Below are 17025 nucleotides of genomic sequence, written 5' to 3'. Positions count from 1 at the left end.
ACGATCGCTGCACGAGTCACGGTCCCCACCACCCCACCATGATCGACCATCCGTGGCTCGACGTCTCACCGCTTACCGTGCACGAACTCGTTAGGTGTGGGAACAACACCTGGAACCTCACCGCAAGTTGACCAAGGACCTCGCCAGGTATGCGCATACCACACCAGCGAGCCGAATCGAGGGAAGCAACACCTTGATTTTCTGCGATCCCTTAGCCGGGTTTGGACAAGGCTAATGCTCTGCGTGAAATCAGTTCACAATTCCTAGAATCCTTTGCAGCTCTCTGGTGAAGTTGCCCTGGAGCATCTGGTGCACGTCTGCCTTTATTTTCGCGAAGTCTCCTAGCTGTAGTTCTTCTCTGCGGTTGAACTTCTCCTCGACCGGCGTACGCGCGGCTGCCGATGCATTGACCTCATCTGCCGAACCGACTGCAACGTGTTTCAAATAGATGGCGTTGAGGTCCGCCTTCTTCCTCCCCAAGGATTCGAGGAACGCGATCAATTCGCCCGATTGTTGCGCACGGACGATATTTCCGAACTCGCCCCATTCGGGGGTCCCTTTACCTCTTTCGAAAAAGTCGGTTATCGACTCGAATGTTTTCGAGCGGAGTATCCTCTTCTCCGTGAACCGACGCAGCACTTCCTTCGTGCCAGAATCGCTAGCCAGTTCGCCAGTCACGCGGACCGCCCCCCTGGCGATACGACCTCCCCTTTCTATGACCTGCAGGTATCCTTCCACCAGTAGCTTTTGGTGATCTCCACGGAAATCCTCGTACCATTCGTCATGGTATTCGTTTCCGCCCTCCGCTTTTCCTTCCCGATTCCCGATCATGGCGATTTCGGTGTGAGTGTTGAAACCGAAATATAGCCACGTCCCAGGGGTGGCGCTCTTAAGCGCAGCTCGGTTGGCGATGTTCACCTCTTTTGCCATGCCTGCCCACTTCGCCAATATGTGATTGCCGTTGTCCTCTCCCGTTCCTTCGATGGCGTTCTGCTGCTTAGGGTGCGGGTGCCGTGCATCCGCAAGGTTCTCAGGGCCAGGGTCGCCTACCTCGGAGTGGTATGCCAATTCCTCGCCGCGGTGATCATGAGCCTCCGCAAAGGATTGATTCTGCCGGCCCCCGTCGTGCTTCCGATGCAATTGATCCATCCTTTGATCCATCACCTCCCGTATGATTGGAAATAGACTCTCTGGTCCTCGACGTCCTGCAGAAATTTCCAAATAGAGACTACGGGCGACGTCCTTCTCTGGATTTATGTAGTCGTTGCCCAGGCACTGAACCAACCACGTGAGCCATGGTTCGTCGCACTGCGGCCAGGGCAATGATTTGCGTGCGTGATCTGCCGCGAGTTCCCAGTTGCCCAGGCTTGAGGGGTGCAGCCACCCAAAGACATCGTGCGCAAACAGGCAGCCGTTAATGGTTGATTCGTTTTCGGCCAGATATTGTGCCGCCGACTCTGCGGAATCTGCCCGCGGGTAGAGGTCGGTCACAAATTGCTGAGGAGACTGGGACCACCCCGCTTGCCGGAGAGCATCCGTCGCTGCAGTCCATTCGCCGCGAGCTGCCGAAAGCAGCCATTCAGTATCTTTCATGACAAAGTACCCGCATCTGGCTTGGTGTTACGTGGAGATCCGATTGTCCATCCGTACGCCAGTTCACGGGTGCCAAATATTCCATGTCTGCCTCAGAAGCCCACAATTCTGCCCCTACGGCTGCCCAGGAGGGATCGAGGAGCTCTTTCGCTATCAGGCCGGCTGTCGAAATTTGCGGTCGTACCTCTAGCCTCAATCCTCAGTGGCTCCTGTCTGCCGCTTGGCACGCCTGCCAAGCACAAGGGTGGCTACGCCTGAGCTAGCAAGTCGTTGCTCCCCCAGGCCGCTCGTGAACGGGGGCCGTTCGGTCAGCCGCTGCTGTGCCCTGCTCCGCGCAGGGGAGTGTTCGTGTGGATCAGTCGGCTTTGTCGGCTCTTCTTCCGCGTGACCGGGCGGACGACCCTTCCCGGCCTCCTGGCACCGGCGCACGGACCTGCGAAGTGGCGCCCGAGGCCTTTCGGGCACGGAGCACTGCCCTTGGTGGTGCACGAAGCCTCATAGGAATTGCGTCGCCTCGGCCAAAAAATTCGGGCATGGGTCGCATGAGCGGCACATGGCACCCTGCTGGAGAAGACCGTGAAGAAGATCAGTTCGTTCACCGTCCCCATAAGGGAAACTGTCCTCGATGAACTGCTGAAATACATGAAAGAAGAGCTTGTCGTAGCGGTTCGTGGCCTCGGCCAGGGTTCCGGGGGCAGAGTCCTTCCGCCACACGAAGCGGTCGAGGCGCTCTGCTTCCGCCTCTCGGACAACCGGATATCGCCTACGTGGGCCAATTCCGGCCTCGTGCCCCCTCTGGGTGACTTCCTCATAGACCACCCTCGCGGGGTGCATATGCTCGAATCGCTCTGCGGCCACGCTAAGCCACCCTACTGTGCATTCGATGAGGGTCTCGCCGAGGAAACGTTCTACATCTCTTTCCTCGATCACGTCTCACCGTCCTGGAGCGACGTGGACTTCCCCTCTGCGGCGTCTTCCGAGCCGGTATACCAGGAGATCGACCCCGACGAGGTCTTTGGTGGCTACCATAGGGACCAAGCGGCAGTCTTCGACCGCATACGGACGGGCGCGACGGAGCAAGATCTCTGGGACGCCGCCCTCTTCCGGAAGATGGTTCCCCTCAACGATCTCGTCAAGCACAATCGGGAGGCGTGCAAAAGGCTCAATCGTGGGGAAAGTGTCCGTTATGCGGTGTACCAGCTCCATGGGCAGGCGTACTTCGTGATCGGCACGAAGGGCATCGCCGAGGTCCACACCTACGGGACGCCCGCGGAGCAGAATCCCGTGGACACCGGCACGCTCACGCTGCGGCGTAACGGAAAAACCCTCGGCGTTCCCAGCGGAAAGGTCACCGGTGCCGGCCACATCGAGGTGGCATGCGCGAATGCCCGATGGGCGCAGACCGTGACGGCCGGACTCAGGGACACGGGGACGAAGAAGGAGATCATCCAGATAGGCGGCCGGGCGGACCAGCGGTAGCCCGACCGCTTCCGCTCTGGGCACGGGCGGTGAGGTAGTGGGTCAGGTCCTGGACGAGTGCGACGAACTCGCGATGCGGCACGGCACCTATCTGTCCGCCGACATCTGGTGGAGCGACTGGACGAACGAACCCGACGAGAATTCGACGACGAGCAGCGGGCGAGAACGTCGCGGCGACCGAACGCCGGCGGCGGAGCTTCGCCAAGGCGATGCGAGCCGGGGTGCGCGTCGGTTTCGCTACCGACGCAGGCTGTTTCCCGCATGGCATGCAGGCGCGCCAGCCGAAGTCGATGGGCGACGACAGCAGGACGCCGCTGGGTCCCTTGGCCCGGCGACGCTCACCCGGCGCGGAGTGCGCGGGCTGGTGAGGACAGGGTCGGTGCCGTCACCTCGGGCAAGGACGCCGACCTGATCGCTGTAACCGGGAATGCGCGGACCCGCGTCCTTCACCGACATCCGCTTCGTCATGAAGGGCGGTGCGGTCGTCCGCGAAGAGCCGTCCGGGGCACACGGGGCAAGGCACACCGGCGCGGCGGGATGATCGCATCACTCACAAGGACAGGGCGGGCGGGCGGTCACCGAACGAACGGTCGGCAACGCGCGTCTCCTCTTTGGGGAATTTCCCTGGTCCCGGGAGAGGGTGGGGTGGGTGAGCCTGGCAGCAGGCGTGCGCGCAGGACAAGCGCCCGCCCCACCCGTGGTGGAGGTAGACGGGCGGAGACGAGGCAGTCGGCGGTCGCCTCGCGCCCCCTCGGCCACCTGACGCGAACGCCGGCAGATTCGCGGTACATCCCATGAGACTGGACAACCAGGAATCGGCCTTCGAAGCATCGTCGCGCGGACGAGCGAAAGGGTGGGGTGGGGGGCCCTCCGGGGGAAGCGGTCAGGAACCTGTCCGTGCCTCGCGAAGGAGCGACCGGTGACCACCCGGACGCGCGACGCGCGTATGTCGCTGATTCTCACCCTGCTGTCCCAGCGCGGTGACCTGCACGTGCGTTTCCTCCCGGCGACTCTCGGCGTCTCCGGGGCTACGGTCCGCCGGGACGTGGCGGTGATGGAGGAGAAGGGCCTGATCCGGCGGTCGTACGGCAAGATCGCCGCGTCCCGCCGGGAGCCGGTGCTGCCGGTGAGTCTGCGAGCCGCGCAGAACACCGAGGCCAAGCGCCGCATCGGGGCCCTGGCCTCGTCCCTCATCCCGAGCCGACCGGTCACCCTGGCGCTGGGCGGGGGAAGCACGGTCGGCTTCGTGGCCAGGAGCCTGGCGGGCCGGCCCGACCTCACCGTGGTCACCAACGGCCTCGACACCGCGACCGCTCTCATGGCACGGCAGGTGACCAAGGTCGTGGTGACAGGCGGGCACGCGAGCCCACTGTCCCACGACCTCGTCGGACCGGCGGCTGAGAAGTCGCTGCGCTCCCAGCGGTTCGACTACGCGGTCGTGGGCGCGGACGGCATCGGCCCCGCAGCCGGATTCACCCGCCACAGCACGCGCGGCGCCGAGATCGGCCGGATCATGCTGGAGCAGGCCGAACGCACGATCGTGGTGGCCGACAGCTCGAAACTCGGCAAGGTCTACCAGGCGACGCTCGCCCGTGCGAACGCCGTCCACACGCTCGTCACGGACTCCCATGCGAACGCGGAGATGATCGCGGCGCTCGGAAGACTCGGCGTGACGACGACGGTGGTGACCATTCCGTCAGCTGCGAGGAGCGTACGGACCGGCCAGGGCGGCGCATCCTGAACCGCGACGGCGACTTCCGGGTGCTTCAACTCCGTGAACTCCCTGCCATCAGTGAGGGGCGAGCGCCACCGGGCGCTCGTGCCGCCCGGCCAGGAGCAGTACGGCGTCGACGGCATCACCAACCGGCCCGCCGAGCTCACCGGCTGGTACCACGGCCGGCCGGCGGCGCGAAACGTACCCGGACCGTGAGGCCCCCGCCCTCGCCCTCCGTGTTGGCGGTGGCCTCCGCCGTCGCGCCGTGGGCGCGGACGATCGAGTCGACGATCGAGAGTCCGAGGCCCGCGCCCTCGCCCGGGGCGAGGGTACGTTCGGTCAGCCGGCGGAAGGGTTCGAAGAGCAACGGGACCACGTCGGGAGGTACCGCCGGGCCGGTGTTCTCCACCTCGACGCCCTGCGGCCCCGTCCGGACCCGGACACTGCCGCCCGCCAGGTTGTGGCGTACGCCGTTGGCGACGAGGTTGTGCAGCAGGCGGTCCAGGAGGACGGTGTCGCCTGGCACCGTCAGGGGGCGTGCGTCGAGCTCGACGGTCACACCGCGCTCCTCGGCCTCGGCCTCCAGGGCCTGCGCCGCGCGGCGGGCGGTCTCGTGCACCGCCACCGGCCGCCGCTCCCGCAGTCCCTGGTCGCAGGCGGCGAGCAGCAGCAGCCCCTCGATGGTCCGTTCGCTGTCGTCGGCGACCTCGATCAGCTTCGCGCGGATCCGTGCGACCCGCTGCGGCTCCGGCTCGCCCGCGAGTCCGATCTCGGCCGCCGCCCGTTGCACGGCGAGCGCGGTCCGCAGTTCGTGCGCCGCGTTCGCGGCGAACCGCTGCTGCGCCGAGACCAGCCGTTCCATCCGGCCGAGCATCCCGTCGAAGGTGTCCGCGAGGTGCTTCAGCTCCCCTGGCGGTCCCGGCAGCGCGATCCTCTCGTGCAGGTTCTCGCCCGACAGTCGCCGGGCGGTGTCGGTGATGACGGCCACGGGCCGCAGGACCCGGCCCGCCATCCACCAGGCGAGGGCGACGGACACGATCGCGTAGACCGCGAGGGCGACGAGGGAGACCGTCAGCAGCCGCTCCAGAGCGGCACTCTCGGCGGCGTCGCTCAGCACCCGGGGGATCGCCACACCCCTGCCCCTTGGTGGCAACGGGCCCAGGCTGGGGGGCACGGCCTCCCGCCACAGGGGTGACGCGGTGGCGGGGAGCTCTTCGAGGCTCTGCGCGGGGACGGCGGTGGTCATCGCCACGTTGATCGAGGCGTAGAGCCCCTCCTTGACCAGGAAGTACACGACTCCCGTGAGCAGCGCTCCGGCAAGCAGCAGCAGCCCGCCGTACAGCGCCGTCAGCCGCGAGCGTTCGCCGCCCACGACGCGTCGCGCCGCCGCCGTGATCCGGCGCCCGCCCCGCTCCGGGTCCTCTTCCGGGCTCCGGCGACTCACGACGCGATCCGGTAGCCGGCACCCGGCACGGTCTCCACCCCCGGTGGTTCCCCCAGCTTGGCGCGGAGTCTGCTCAGGGTCACCCGTACCGCGTTCGTGCGGTATCTGGTGTGCTCCTCCCAGACCTGCTCGATCAGGTCCTCGCTGCTGACGACGGCTCCCTCCGCGCGCAGCAGGGCCTCCAGGACGGCGAACTCCTTCCGGGACAGCTGCAGATGGCGGCCGTCGCGGCTGGCCTGGCGGCGGGCCGTGTCGAGGACGATCCCCGCGCGTTCGAGGACGGGCGGCAGCGCGGGCCGGGCGCGCCTGCCGAGGGCGAGGACGCGGGCGAGCAGTTCGTCGTACGCGAAGGGCTTGGTCAGGTAGTCGTCGGCGCCGAGCCCGAGCCCGTCAACCCGGTCCCGTACGGTTCCCGCCGCCGTCAGCATCAGGACCCGGGTCATCCGGCGCTGCTCGACGACCCTGCGGCACACGGCGTCCCCGTGAAGGCCCGGCAGGTCACGGTCGAGGACGACGACGTCGTACTCGCCGAACTGCATCTTCCGCAGGGCCTCCAGGCCGTCGCCGGCCACGTCGACGGCGAGCGCGTCTCGGCGCAGCCCCTCGGCGATCATCTCAGCGAGGAACGCCTCGTCCTCCACCACCAGTACACGCATGCACCCTGTGTATCGAAGGTGACCTTTCGTCTCTGTTAACCGATCCCGTGAGAGAAACGAAACCCCTGCCGCCCGCACGATCCCGGGCATGACGACTCGACGTACCCGAGAGACCCTCCAGCTGGCCGCCGCGGCCACTCTGGCCACCCTCTGCCTCCTTGCCACCGCCTGCACCGCCGGCGGAGGCGACAAGGCGGGCGGCGAGACCGTGAGCGAGGAAGGCAAGAAGGCCGACCAGGCACTGGAGCACCGGAAGTGCCTGCGCGAACAGGGCCTCGACGTCCCCGAGCCCAAGCCGGGCGAGGAAGGCGTGGGGCTCACCATCGGCGGCGGCCTGTCCAAGGAGGAGTTGGAGAAGGCGTTCAAGGCATGCCGGGACAAGGGCGAGGCCGGCATAGGCAAGGAGCTGACCCAGGCCGACAAGGACAAGATGATCAAGTACGCCCAGTGCATGCGGAAGAACGGCTTCGACATGCCCGACCCGACCTTCGGCGAGAGCGGTGTGACCGCCGCGCAACCCCTGCCGCAGGGCGAGGAGATGAAGAAGTTCGAGAAGGCCAACAAAGCGTGCGAGAGCGTGTCGCGATGAGCGGGCGGCGCAGGCTGGTGGCCGCACTGGCCACGATCGCGGCGGTCGCCGGCGGTGGCGCGGCCGTGACCGCGCTGGCTCTGGGCGACGAACAGCAGGCGGTCGCCGGCCCGCGGCTACCGCCCTCGACGGTGCCGCTGACCCGCGGCGACCTCAGCGACAGCTCCCAGCAGGAGGGCACGCTCGGGTACCTCGGCGAGCGGAAGATCAACGCCGGCCCGGCGGGCACCCTCACCTGGCTGGCGCCGGGCGGCTCGACCGTGCAGAGGGACGAGCGGCTGTACGAGGTCGACGGCAGGCCGGTCCGGCTCATGTACGGGGCCGAGCCCATGTACCGGACCCTGAAGACCGGCGACAAGGGCAAGGACGTCCGGCAGCTGGAGGAGAACCTCGCCGCCCTCGGGTACGTCGGCTTCACGGTCGACGAGGAGTTCTCGGCGAAGACCGCCGACGCGGTGAAGCGCTGGCAGAAGTCCCACGAGCTGAAGCGGACCGGCACGATCGGCCCCGACACGATCGCCTTCGCCGGCAGCGCGGTACGCGTCAAGGAGGCGGGCACCGCTCTGGGCGACCAGGTCGCTCCCGGGCGGCCGGTGCTCACGGTCACGGGTTCCGAGCGGGTCGTACGGTTCAGGATCCCCGTGGCGGACGCCGGCCTGGCGAAGGCCGGCACGCGGGTCGTCGTGCAGCTGCCGGACGGGGCGCGTGCCCCCGGCAAGGTGTCCTCCGTCGGCAGGACGGCCTCCGGGGGTGACGATCCTCAGGACCGGACCCCGAAGATCGACGTCACGGTCTCCTTCGACGCGCCGGAGAAGGTCACCGGCGTCGACCAGTCCCCTGTCACCGTCGAACTCACCGGTGAGACGCGCAAGGACGTGCTCACCGTCCCCGTCAACGCGCTGCTCGCCCTGCCCGGCGGCGGCTTCGGCATCCAGGTCGTCGAGAACGGCACGGCGCGGGACGTCGAGGTGGAACTCGGCATGTTCGGCCAGGGCCGCGTGGAGATCAGCGGCAGCGGTCTACGGGAGGGCATGAAGGTCGGGGTGCCGTCCGCATGACCGATGTCAGTACCGTGAGTACGGTCGTACGTCTGTCCGGGGTCACCAAGGAGTACGCGGGCGGGGTCCGCGCCCTCGACGGGGTCGATCTGACCGTCGGCGAGGGGGAACTCCTCGGCATCGTCGGCCCGTCCGGATCCGGCAAGTCCACCCTCCTGCACATCGTCGGCACCCTGGACCGGCCCAGCGCGGGAACGGTCGAGATCGCGGGCCACGACGTGGCGTCGCTGACCGACCGTCGGCTCTCCGCACTGCGCTCCCGGCACATCGGGTTCGTGTTCCAGGCGTTCCACCTGGTGCCCGGGGTCGGCGCGCTGGAGAACGTCGCGGAGGGGCTGCTCTACTCCGGACTCCCCAGGGCCCGGCGGCGGTCGATGGCCGCGGACGCCCTCGACCGTGTCGGGCTCGCCGACCGGATGGGGCACCGGCCGCACGAACTGTCCGGCGGACAGAAGCAGCGGGTCGCCATCGCCCGCGCGGTCGTCGGCGAGCCGGATCTGCTGCTCGCCGACGAGCCCACCGGCGCGCTGGACTCGGCGTCCGGCGAGGCCGTGATGGAGCTGCTGCACGAGCTCAACGCGCAGGGCGCCACGATCGCGGTGATCACCCACGACACGGAGATCGCCGGACGGTTGCCCCGCCAGGTCCGCATCCGTGACGGTCGGGTCACGGCGGACACCGCGAACACTGCGGCCGCCGCGCACGGCATCGCGCTCGGAAAGGCCGGCGTCTGATGCCCCGTACACGCAAGCCGCTCAGGGCAGCCCGGCTCACGCCGAGGGACGTCCTCCACGTCGGGTCGGCCGGGCTGCGCAGCCGTCCCGTACGGGTGGTGCTCTCCGCGCTCGGCATCGCCATCGGGATCGCCACCATGATCGCGGTCGTGGGTATCTCGGCTTCGAGCCAGGCCCAGTTGATCCGCCAGCTCGACGCTCTCGGCACGAACATGCTGGTGGCGAAGCCGGGTGAGGGGATGTTCAGCGGAGAGGAGGTCACGTTGCCCAAGGACGCGGTCGGCATGGTGGGGCGGATCGAGGGCGTCGAGCACGTCGGGGCCACCGGCGAACTCACGCACTCGGTACGGCGGTCCGAGAAGATCCCCGAGGGCGAGACCGGCGGCATCGCGGTGAAGGCCACCACGGAGGGACTGCTCGACGTGCTGCGCGGCGGCATGGGCACCGGTACCTGGCTGAACGCCGCCAACGGGCGCTACCCTTCGGTCGTCCTCGGCCATGTGGCCGCGGAGCGGCTCGGCATCACCGAGCCGGGGCGTCAGGTATGGATCGACGACCGGTACTTCACGGTCGTCGGCATCCTCGACCCCCTGCCCCTCGCGCCGGAGATCGAACGCTCGGCGCTGGTGGGCTGGGAGGGCGCGCAGAAACTGCTGGGCTTCGACGGGCATCCGACAGTGGTCTACGAGCGGTCCACCGACGCGTCCGTGCCGTCGGTGCAGAAGCTGCTGGCTCCGACGATCGACCCGCAGAACCCGCAGAACGTCCGGGTGAGCGACCCGTCCTCGGCCCTCCGGGCCAAGGCGGCCACGGAGGGCGCGTTCTCCACCCTGCTCCTGGGCCTGGGCGGCATCGCCCTGCTGGTGGGCGGGGTCGGCGTCGCGAACACCATGATCATCTCGGTGCTCGAGCGCCGCCACGAGATCGGTCTGCGGCGCTCGTTGGGGGCGACCAGGGGCCAGATCAGGATCCAGTTCATCACGGAGTCCCTGATGCTCTCCGGCCTCGGCGGGCTCGCGGGCGTGGCGCTCGGCGGCGCGGCGACGGGTGTGTACGCGTACACGGGCGGCCTGCCGTGGGTGGTCCCGCCGTGGGCGGTCGCCGGCGGCTTCGCCGCGACGCTGGTGATCGGCACGGTCGCGGGTCTGTACCCGGCGGTCCGCGCGTCGCGGCTGTCCCCGACGCTGGCGCTCGCGGCAGCGTGACGGGACGCGGACCCGCCCGACTACCCTACGGCGAGGTCCGAGGGCTACGGCCTGGGGGCTCGCCGTACGGGTGCGGAGACGCGCGTGGCCGACCAGCCGTGGTCAGCGGCGCATGGGGTCGGAACGGTTCCTGTCCCTGCCTGCCTGCCGGCCGACGCCGAACCGGACCGTGCGCCCGTCCCACGCTCTCCACCAGATAGTGCTCGGGCGCGTTGTGCCGGTAGCGGCTGAGAAGCAGGACCCGCGTCCCGACGAGTCCGTCCCGCCTGCCGAGCGGGGAGCCGGTCAGACCGGCGGAGACCAGCCGACCCTCGTCGCCGGTGGACCAGCGCGGGCGCGGTGATCGCGGGAAGCGCGGATCCCGTCGGAGGCTTGCGCCTGTTGTGTGCGTGCCGAAGTGCCTCCAAGGCTGCCCCTACGGCGGCGGGAGTGACCGACCGACTGCCCACCCGCGCGGGACAGGCACGGCGGGTGTGGCCAAAGATGGCGGGAACCCCGAACCCCGCGGCTTCTGAAACGCTCACTCGCGGTGCACGTTCTCCATCACGGATCGCCATGGGCCACATTGCTGCGGAGCTGAGCTCTGCGTGGCTCAGGCGAGACTGCCGCATCCCACCAGCAGAGAGCGGGCGGGGCTCCAGGCGTCACCCCGGCGGCGGGACGCGATGCCGGACAGGGCCTCCAGGACGACCCGGCTGCCGAGGAACCCGGTGGTGTCCGCCTGGTACGGGGGAGAGCTCTCTACGACTTCCATGCCGACGATCGGCAGCTCGCAGGCCAGCCGACGCACCGCTTCCAGAAGCTGCCGGGGGGTGATGGCGCCCGGCTCACTGGCCCCGATGCCCGCTGCCCTCTCCGGGCCGACCACGTCGATGTCGACGGACAGGAACACCGCGTCGCAATCGTCGAGAGCGATGGTCATCGCCTCGGTGACGCAGCTGTCGACGCCGCGCGTGCCGATCTGGACCGTGTCGTACGAGCGCGTGCCCTCGCACGTTGCCCGTTCGGGCACCTCCGGCATTTCCGGAACCGGCAGGCGCTCCCTTCGGCCCACCCGCAGGAAACGGTCATCGCGCACCGTTCCCGACTCCAGCAGCCGGCGCGCAGCCGGGCCGGGGCCGCGACCAGCGGATTCGAAATAAATGACCGCGAGGCCCGTGCCGTAGTGCCGTGCCACACCGGTGACGTCCGGCACCGTGACCGCTTCGTGCTCACCCAGGACCACCGGCACGGCGCCGGCCTCGGCAATGGCCGTCACGGCCTCCTCGATCGCGGCCATGCTCTCGGCGGTCTCGGAGAACGCCTCCACCTCTCCGGCGTCCAGCACGCGCAGCTCACGGAGCGCGTCCACCCGTAGGGGGAGCGGTCTCCGCGCGGACGACGCACCGGACCGGGCCCGCGGGCGGTGGTTCGCCCCTCCGGCCCCCGGCGCGGCCACGATCACCACGTCGGCGCCCTTGTAGGTGTCGGGCTCGCCCAGAGTGCAGCGCTCGACCCCGAGGAACGTGGCGCCGCCGGGTCCGAGCATCGCTTCGTATCGGCCCATCGTCGTTCTCCCAGCTCTTCCGAGGTCACCGCCTGATGTTAAAGTCAGGAAGTGGCCTGACATTAAAGTCAGGGACTGTGGGGAGGCAAGTGCTGTGACAGGATCGATGCCGTGAACGAGGCGATGGACAGGGCCGAGCCTTACATCGGGGACGGCGCGGAAGCCAGGAGCGGCGGAGCCAGGGACGGCATCCTCCAGGCAGCGGTCGAGCTGATCGCCCGGGACGGTTTCGACGGCGTACGACTCGCGAGCATCGCCGAGCGGGCGGCGGTTTCCAGCTCACTGCTGCACTACCACTTCGCGTCGCGGGAACGGCTGCTCATGGACGCCCTCGCGTACTCCTTCAGCCGAGCCGAAGCCCGCGTGGAACGCCGCGCCCGTCAGGCCCATCGCGACCGGCCCGCCGAGCGCCTGGCCGATCTCATCGACTTCGGGCTCCCGCTCACCCATGACGACGTCCTCGAATGCCGGCTGTGGGCCGAGCTGAAGATCCGCTCGACCGGATCGCCTGAACTCGGCCGCACACTTGCCGAGTTGCGCCGGCGGATCCATGACCCCATCGCCGCCGCCGTCGACGCGGGACGGCGATGCGGTGAGTTCGGCACATGCGACCCGGGCGACGTTGCGACGATCGCCCTCGCCCTCCTGGAAGGCCTGACCCACCAGCTCATCACCGAGAAGAGTGAGCTGACCGTCGCCGACGCCCGTCGTCTGGCCGGACGCCAACTCGCCCTGGCCGTAGGACACTCCGGTGTGCTGCCCTTCCAGCCCCTGCCCGACCCCGGCATACCCCGCGTCGACCTCGAAACCCCCCGGGCCACCCCCCGCCGCCGCCGAGCACCGCGCGCGGCCGGCCGGCCCTGACGCCGACCCCGCCACCACCGGTCCGCCAGCCGCAGGACTGTCAGTCGTTCGGCGGAGGAGAGGGAAGCTCGCGCGGCCGTACAGCTGGCGCTTGATCAGCTTGGCCTTGTTGTTCACGCCTTCGGCGCCTCCGCCGTTGTGGTGCGGCAGGCTGAGAGCGGCGTCGACTGCGACGCGGGCCTTCTCGCGGCCCCGGGTGATGGCATGCAGGTGAGGGCAGATCCTCGGCCTCCAGCAGTCCGACTCTGCGCTCGCGCAAGGCGTGGACCCGCTGCCTGTGCTCGCTCGCGGGTGGTGGCGGCCTGTTTCCCTCGGCCGAAGGCGGGTCCGCTTTCGCCCAGCAGGTGCTGTGCGCGGTGACCTCCTTGAGGACGACCTCGGCGAGGTTGCCACAAGGGTGCCAGCGGTCACTGATCTGCACCGCGTCGGGCAGGGCTCGGCGGACGGCCTGAGCGTAGGCAGCTGATCCGTTCCGGCACACGGCCTCGATGCCCGGATGCCCGCGTAGCCACGCTTCCAGAGTGGGGGGCCGATGTGCAGGAGGGTCTGCGGTTGCCGGTGGTGTGCACACGCTGGAGTCGGGGCGGGTACGGACGTACGGCCTGGCGGTGGCGATGTACGGGGTCTCCGAGCGGTCGGCGGGCATGTGTTGGCGCCAGCCCTGCAGGCGAGCGACGGGTCCGTGAGCCCCTGTCGGGCAAGAGTGAAGTGATCGACGCGTCCACCCGTGGAGTGGTCTCGCAGGCGATGCCGAGCCGCCGGCTGCGCGAGCACAAGATCTTCGGCTACCTCACCCCGGCTGAGACCCGGCAGCGGCATCAGCAGGCTCTCGCCGCATAACCATCGCGAGTCCAAGATCACGGGAGAGACGTCAGCCAGGGCTTCATCACGTTGTCAGCCCAACTGCCACTCGCCCGCAGCAGGTTGGAAAAGGATCAGTGGCTGATCAGAACTGATTGACGTGGTATCAGGTTTCACATGTTCGGTCGTCGCCAGGCTGGCATGTCACTTCTCCTCGTGCTCGATGTGGCAGAGGCAGCCGAGCCGTTTCTGGATGTGACGGGGTTGTTGAGGCCGCCGAGGTACTCGAAGAGCCCGCGGTCTACAGCCGATAACGGGACAGAGTCGAACGAATTACTTCCCGAGGACGGAGAAGTCCATGACGACTCATCCACATCGGGCATACGGGCTTCCGGTTGCCCAGAGAGGCATCTGGTCGGGCGACCTGAATAGCACAAGAGCATGCCCGACCCGGATCTGCTACGAGACATCAGCCGGGAGTACTGTCCAGGCAGCAGGTGTACCACAGCATGCAATTCCATACAAACTCACCTTGACCTCCAGGGGAGCAACACAATGGATATGACCGACCCGTGGATAGATCCGCCCCAGCGTACCGATGACGCCTGGACCTATCTGATCGACAACTGGGTGAGAGCACCCCAGCTCAGCTGGGAGGACTACTGCACCGAATTGAGGGGATATCGCGGATATTCCAAGGAGTACCCGGAACCAGGGCCGAGCTCCTTCCTCGAGTGCCTTATTTGGTACTTCCATGAATGCACCAGGCAGGCACAAGTCAATTCCCTGCCCGAAGGCACCACGGCCGAAGAGTATCAGAAAACCCTCGCGCCCCTCTTCTGGGACTTCTATCCGACATTCTACGAGGCTTATGTCGGCATTCTCGCCGCTTACTGGGCTGGAGGGGCCGACTCAGCTCCCGCTCACCAGCACACCGAGAGTTCGGCGCCTGCGGCTCTGAATGCTGAGACTCCCTCTCAGCCGGGGCCGGCTTCTACCCGACTCGCGACGAAGGAGCGAAGCTCGCGACCGGATGTCACGCCTGAGCTCATCATCGCGACACTGGAGGAGTTCGCTGATCCCGACGGTTCGATAACTGCCGGGGAGATTGCCAGAGTGGCCAAGTATCTCGTAGTGGAAGTGGTCGACGACGACACACCACCGTCTGACATCTAAACTAAATCATACAAACCACAGAACTGGAAGTCGGAAAAATGACAGTCATGCCGGACGTGATACCCGCCGCGCAGGTGCTCAACGCCGCGATCACCATCGTTTCCCAGATCGGCGGAAAGATAACCACCGAGGTGAAGCAAAATATCCCCTTGAACAACCGTCGCGAAAACGTTCATGTTCCCCCGGACGCGGTGCGTGTGAGCTGGCAGATTTCAGGGGTCTGGTTCAGCCACACGCGCATTTACGGCCTATTCGAGAAGTTGAGTCCCGTGGCAACGGGGCGCGGCATGGCGAACAATGCCAATACGGAAGGGGGCGTTCGTGCAAGTAACCGAAAAGAGGTCCAGAAATCCTGGCTCACCGCGACACGCTACCCTCTCGTTATTTCCTTCGACGTGCTCTCGTATAAACCGCGCCTGCAACCAGCGATCGGGAGTGGTGAACTTGCCAACCTTTCGATAGCCTCTAAAGAAGAGGTCAATATTTTGAACCGAAGAAAGGAGGGAATCGAGAAAGAGATCAGCAGGTATGATTCCGAACTCGATAGAGTCTACGCTAATATTCGGGTTCTCAAAGAGGGCGATGAGAGGATTCCTACTCTCGAAAAGAGGGAGAAACGCCTCCTAAGGCTCCGGCGAGAGGAACGAAAGCGGCTGGAGAAAATTCTTAGGAGAATCAAAAGATCAGACAAACATTACCTTGAGAAAGCCGATATTTCGAGAAAACTCAACCGTGCTGATATGGCATATGAAGGGCGGCAAGAGCATCATATCGAGAATTTTCGAGTGAGACCAGAGGAAAGTGTTGAATCCGTTAAGTCCATGATTTCTAGCGGCATCTCGGTCGATGCTAGAATAGACATAAATGCAACCCCGGGCGCGCCTATTAGCATGGTGCTCCTTTGGCAGGAGAGGGCGCTTGCCAGCGTAGTGACCCACACCGGTGAAATCAGGATTGGACTCGAAGGTAATACTCCGACGGTAACTGGTAGTGGGAAGTTCTATCAACGGTTCATGGCCACGATGACCGGTCCCGAGAACGTCCGGTGAGGGCGAAAATCTGAGAATCAACACCAACGAGCCTTTTCCAACCGCATGCTGACGTGTGGTGAAGACGGCCTGGACGATGAGCTCTTTCCAACCTGCGGCAGGAGCTTGCCGGTTGGGCTGACAACCTGGTGAAGCCCCTGGTAGATGGGTTCTCGACCAAGAGAACCGTCTTCACCAGGGGCTTCGCATGCTTGTCTACCCGTCGGGTGTCGACGTGCCAGTTCTGCCCTGCGTTTCCTGTCCACCCGTCTGCGGCAGCACCGTCGTGCGATCGGCTCCCGCTGGCGGCGTCTGAGCGTCGGCCGTCAAGCCCTGCTCGCGCTGGCCCAATTTGCGGGTGGGGCACACATATGCCCGGCTCGCAGCCGGATTCGGCATCGGAACCACGACCGCCTACCGGTACGTCGCCGAAGCCGTCGGCCTCTTGGCCGACTTCGCTCCTGCCCTGGTCGACGCCGTGCGAACGGCATCGACGAAAACGTTCGTGGTCCTGGACGGCATGCTCCTGCCGATCGACCTGATCGCCGCCGATACCCCGTACTGCTCCCGGAAACACAAGCCCCACGGCATGAACGTCCAGGTCCTCCCCGATCCGATCGGCTGCTATGGGCGTACCCCGCCCTGCCAGGGTCCGTCCACGACCTGACCGCCGCACGGCAGCACGGGATCATCGAAGCCCTCACCCAAGTCAGGACTCAGATGCTGGGCAGGAGCATCAAGGCGTACCTAAAGGGTGTTGCAGAAGGCTCAGTTCCGGGCATTTTCCCTGTATGGGTGGGGTGTTGCGGGCTGAGCCGGTGTGGGTGGAGACGTTCACGGGCTTGCGAATCGGCCGGTTCGCGAAGCTGGTGAAGGCGGTGCGCGAGCGGGGCGGGAACGGTCCCGGTGGTGGCCGGCCGTGGTGCCTGCCGCTGACCGACCGGGTCCTGCTCGTGGCTGTCTACTACCGCACCAACCTCACCATGCGGCAGCTCGCCCCGCTTTTCGGGATATCCCCGGCCACCGTCTGCCGGGTCATCCAAGGGCCTTGTCCCCAAAAGGTGGACACCTGTTCGTGTCGTTATGCGGCAAGTGTCAGAGTAGCTGACTGCTGTTCGTAGACGTTCGGTGCCTGTTG

Annotated in this window: 14 protein-coding genes and 3 pseudogenes; 12 read left to right on the top strand and 5 right to left on the bottom strand. The window is 66.7% G+C overall.

Annotated elements, in window-relative coordinates; genetic code table 11:
• Positions 1-249: 249 nt before the first annotated feature.
• Entirely contained in the window at positions 250-1593 is a 1344-nt protein-coding gene (locus tag AB0E14_RS36830) for a hypothetical protein (protein ID WP_362428901.1), read from the bottom strand.
• A gap of 576 nt (positions 1594-2169) precedes the next feature.
• Here AB0E14_RS36830 and AB0E14_RS36825 point away from each other — a divergent pair.
• Positions 2170-3072, top strand: a complete 903-nt coding sequence (locus AB0E14_RS36825) for a hypothetical protein (protein ID WP_362428898.1) — start codon at positions 2170-2172, stop codon at positions 3070-3072.
• A 919-nt stretch (positions 3073-3991) separates the two neighbouring features.
• Positions 3992-4813: a DeoR/GlpR family DNA-binding transcription regulator gene (locus AB0E14_RS36820; RefSeq protein WP_362428895.1), complete on the top strand. Its 822-nt coding sequence runs from the start codon at positions 3992-3994 to the stop codon at positions 4811-4813.
• 136 nt (positions 4814-4949) lie between these two features.
• Here AB0E14_RS36820 and AB0E14_RS36815 read toward each other — a convergent pair whose 3' ends face one another.
• Positions 4950-6158, bottom strand: a complete 1209-nt coding sequence (locus tag AB0E14_RS36815) for an ATP-binding protein (protein WP_362428907.1) — start codon at positions 6156-6158, stop codon at positions 4950-4952.
• A 68-nt stretch (positions 6159-6226) separates the two neighbouring features.
• Entirely contained in the window at positions 6227-6886 is a 660-nt protein-coding gene (locus AB0E14_RS36810) for a response regulator transcription factor (RefSeq protein ID WP_362428892.1), read from the bottom strand.
• An 88-nt stretch (positions 6887-6974) separates the two neighbouring features.
• On the opposite strand from AB0E14_RS36810, the gene AB0E14_RS36805 reads away from it, so the two are divergent.
• From AB0E14_RS36805 to AB0E14_RS36790, 4 genes are read left to right on the top strand one after another with little or no spacing between them, the layout of a single operon-like run.
• Positions 6975-7475, top strand: a complete 501-nt coding sequence (locus AB0E14_RS36805) for a hypothetical protein (RefSeq protein ID WP_362428889.1) — start codon at positions 6975-6977, stop codon at positions 7473-7475.
• Positions 7454-8533 (top strand): peptidoglycan-binding protein, encoded by a 1080-nt coding sequence (locus tag AB0E14_RS36800; RefSeq protein WP_362428886.1) that lies wholly within the window; start codon positions 7454-7456, stop codon positions 8531-8533. The genes AB0E14_RS36805 and AB0E14_RS36800 overlap by 22 nt, the downstream gene beginning before the upstream one ends.
• The gene (locus AB0E14_RS36795; protein WP_362428883.1) at positions 8530-9267 is read left to right on the top strand and encodes an ABC transporter ATP-binding protein; all 738 of its coding nucleotides are present in this window, start codon (positions 8530-8532) and stop codon (positions 9265-9267) included. The genes AB0E14_RS36800 and AB0E14_RS36795 overlap by 4 nt, the downstream gene beginning before the upstream one ends.
• Positions 9267-10472, top strand: coding sequence for an ABC transporter permease (locus AB0E14_RS36790; RefSeq protein WP_362428880.1), 1206 nt, complete (start codon positions 9267-9269; stop codon positions 10470-10472). Before AB0E14_RS36795 ends, AB0E14_RS36790 begins: the two co-directional genes overlap by 1 nt.
• 592 nt (positions 10473-11064) lie before the next feature.
• Here AB0E14_RS36790 and AB0E14_RS36785 read toward each other — a convergent pair.
• Entirely contained in the window at positions 11065-12000 is a 936-nt protein-coding gene (locus tag AB0E14_RS36785; protein WP_362428904.1) for an arginase family protein, read from the bottom strand.
• A 129-nt stretch (positions 12001-12129) separates the two neighbouring features.
• Here AB0E14_RS36785 and AB0E14_RS36780 point away from each other — a divergent pair, with 129 nt between their 5' ends.
• Entirely contained in the window at positions 12130-12882 is a 753-nt protein-coding gene (locus AB0E14_RS36780; protein WP_362428876.1) for a TetR family transcriptional regulator C-terminal domain-containing protein, read from the top strand.
• A gap of 229 nt (positions 12883-13111) precedes the next feature.
• On the opposite strand, the pseudogene AB0E14_RS36775 reads toward AB0E14_RS36780, so the two are convergent.
• A pseudogene (locus AB0E14_RS36775) lies at positions 13112-13405 on the bottom strand (ISL3 family transposase); the annotation flags it as partial.
• A gap of 185 nt (positions 13406-13590) precedes the next feature.
• Here AB0E14_RS36775 and AB0E14_RS36770 point away from each other — a divergent pair.
• The 5 genes and pseudogenes from AB0E14_RS36770 to AB0E14_RS36750 all read left to right on the top strand — a co-directional run.
• Positions 13591-13722, top strand: coding sequence for a hypothetical protein (locus AB0E14_RS36770; protein WP_362428873.1), 132 nt, complete (start codon positions 13591-13593; stop codon positions 13720-13722).
• 516 nt (positions 13723-14238) lie between these two features.
• Positions 14239-14859: a hypothetical protein gene (locus AB0E14_RS36765; protein WP_362428870.1), complete on the top strand. Its 621-nt coding sequence runs from the start codon at positions 14239-14241 to the stop codon at positions 14857-14859.
• A gap of 47 nt (positions 14860-14906) precedes the next feature.
• Positions 14907-15908: a hypothetical protein gene (locus AB0E14_RS36760; protein ID WP_362428867.1), complete on the top strand. Its 1002-nt coding sequence runs from the start codon at positions 14907-14909 to the stop codon at positions 15906-15908.
• A gap of 187 nt (positions 15909-16095) precedes the next feature.
• Positions 16096-16617, top strand: a pseudogene (locus AB0E14_RS36755) (transposase family protein); the annotation flags it as partial.
• 61 nt (positions 16618-16678) lie between these two features.
• A pseudogene (locus AB0E14_RS36750) lies at positions 16679-16930 on the top strand (transposase family protein); the annotation flags it as partial.
• Positions 16931-17025 lie beyond the last annotated feature (95 nt).

The sequence above is a fragment of the Streptomyces sp. NPDC047981 genome, from assembly GCF_040653315.1.
In the GTDB taxonomy this organism is placed as follows: domain Bacteria; phylum Actinomycetota; class Actinomycetes; order Streptomycetales; family Streptomycetaceae; genus Streptomyces.
Note: the sequence above shows the minus strand (reverse complement) of the source record. Positions and strands in the feature narration are given on the sequence as shown.

Coding starts and splice junctions, on each gene's coding strand:
- AB0E14_RS36830 (WP_362428901.1), bottom strand. CDS start 1,593: ATGAAAGATACTGAATGGCTGCTTTCGGCAGCTCGCGGCGAATGGACT.
- AB0E14_RS36810 (WP_362428892.1), bottom strand. CDS start 6,886: ATGCGTGTACTGGTGGTGGAGGACGAGGCGTTCCTCGCTGAGATGATC.
- AB0E14_RS36805 (WP_362428889.1), top strand. CDS start 6,975: ATGACGACTCGACGTACCCGAGAGACCCTCCAGCTGGCCGCCGCGGCC.
- AB0E14_RS36795 (WP_362428883.1), top strand. CDS start 8,530: ATGACCGATGTCAGTACCGTGAGTACGGTCGTACGTCTGTCCGGGGTC.
- AB0E14_RS36790 (WP_362428880.1), top strand. CDS start 9,267: ATGCCCCGTACACGCAAGCCGCTCAGGGCAGCCCGGCTCACGCCGAGG.
- AB0E14_RS36785 (WP_362428904.1), bottom strand. CDS start 12,000: ATGCTCGGACCCGGCGGCGCCACGTTCCTCGGGGTCGAGCGCTGCACT.
- AB0E14_RS36765 (WP_362428870.1), top strand. CDS start 14,239: ATGGATATGACCGACCCGTGGATAGATCCGCCCCAGCGTACCGATGAC.
- AB0E14_RS36760 (WP_362428867.1), top strand. CDS start 14,907: ATGCCGGACGTGATACCCGCCGCGCAGGTGCTCAACGCCGCGATCACC.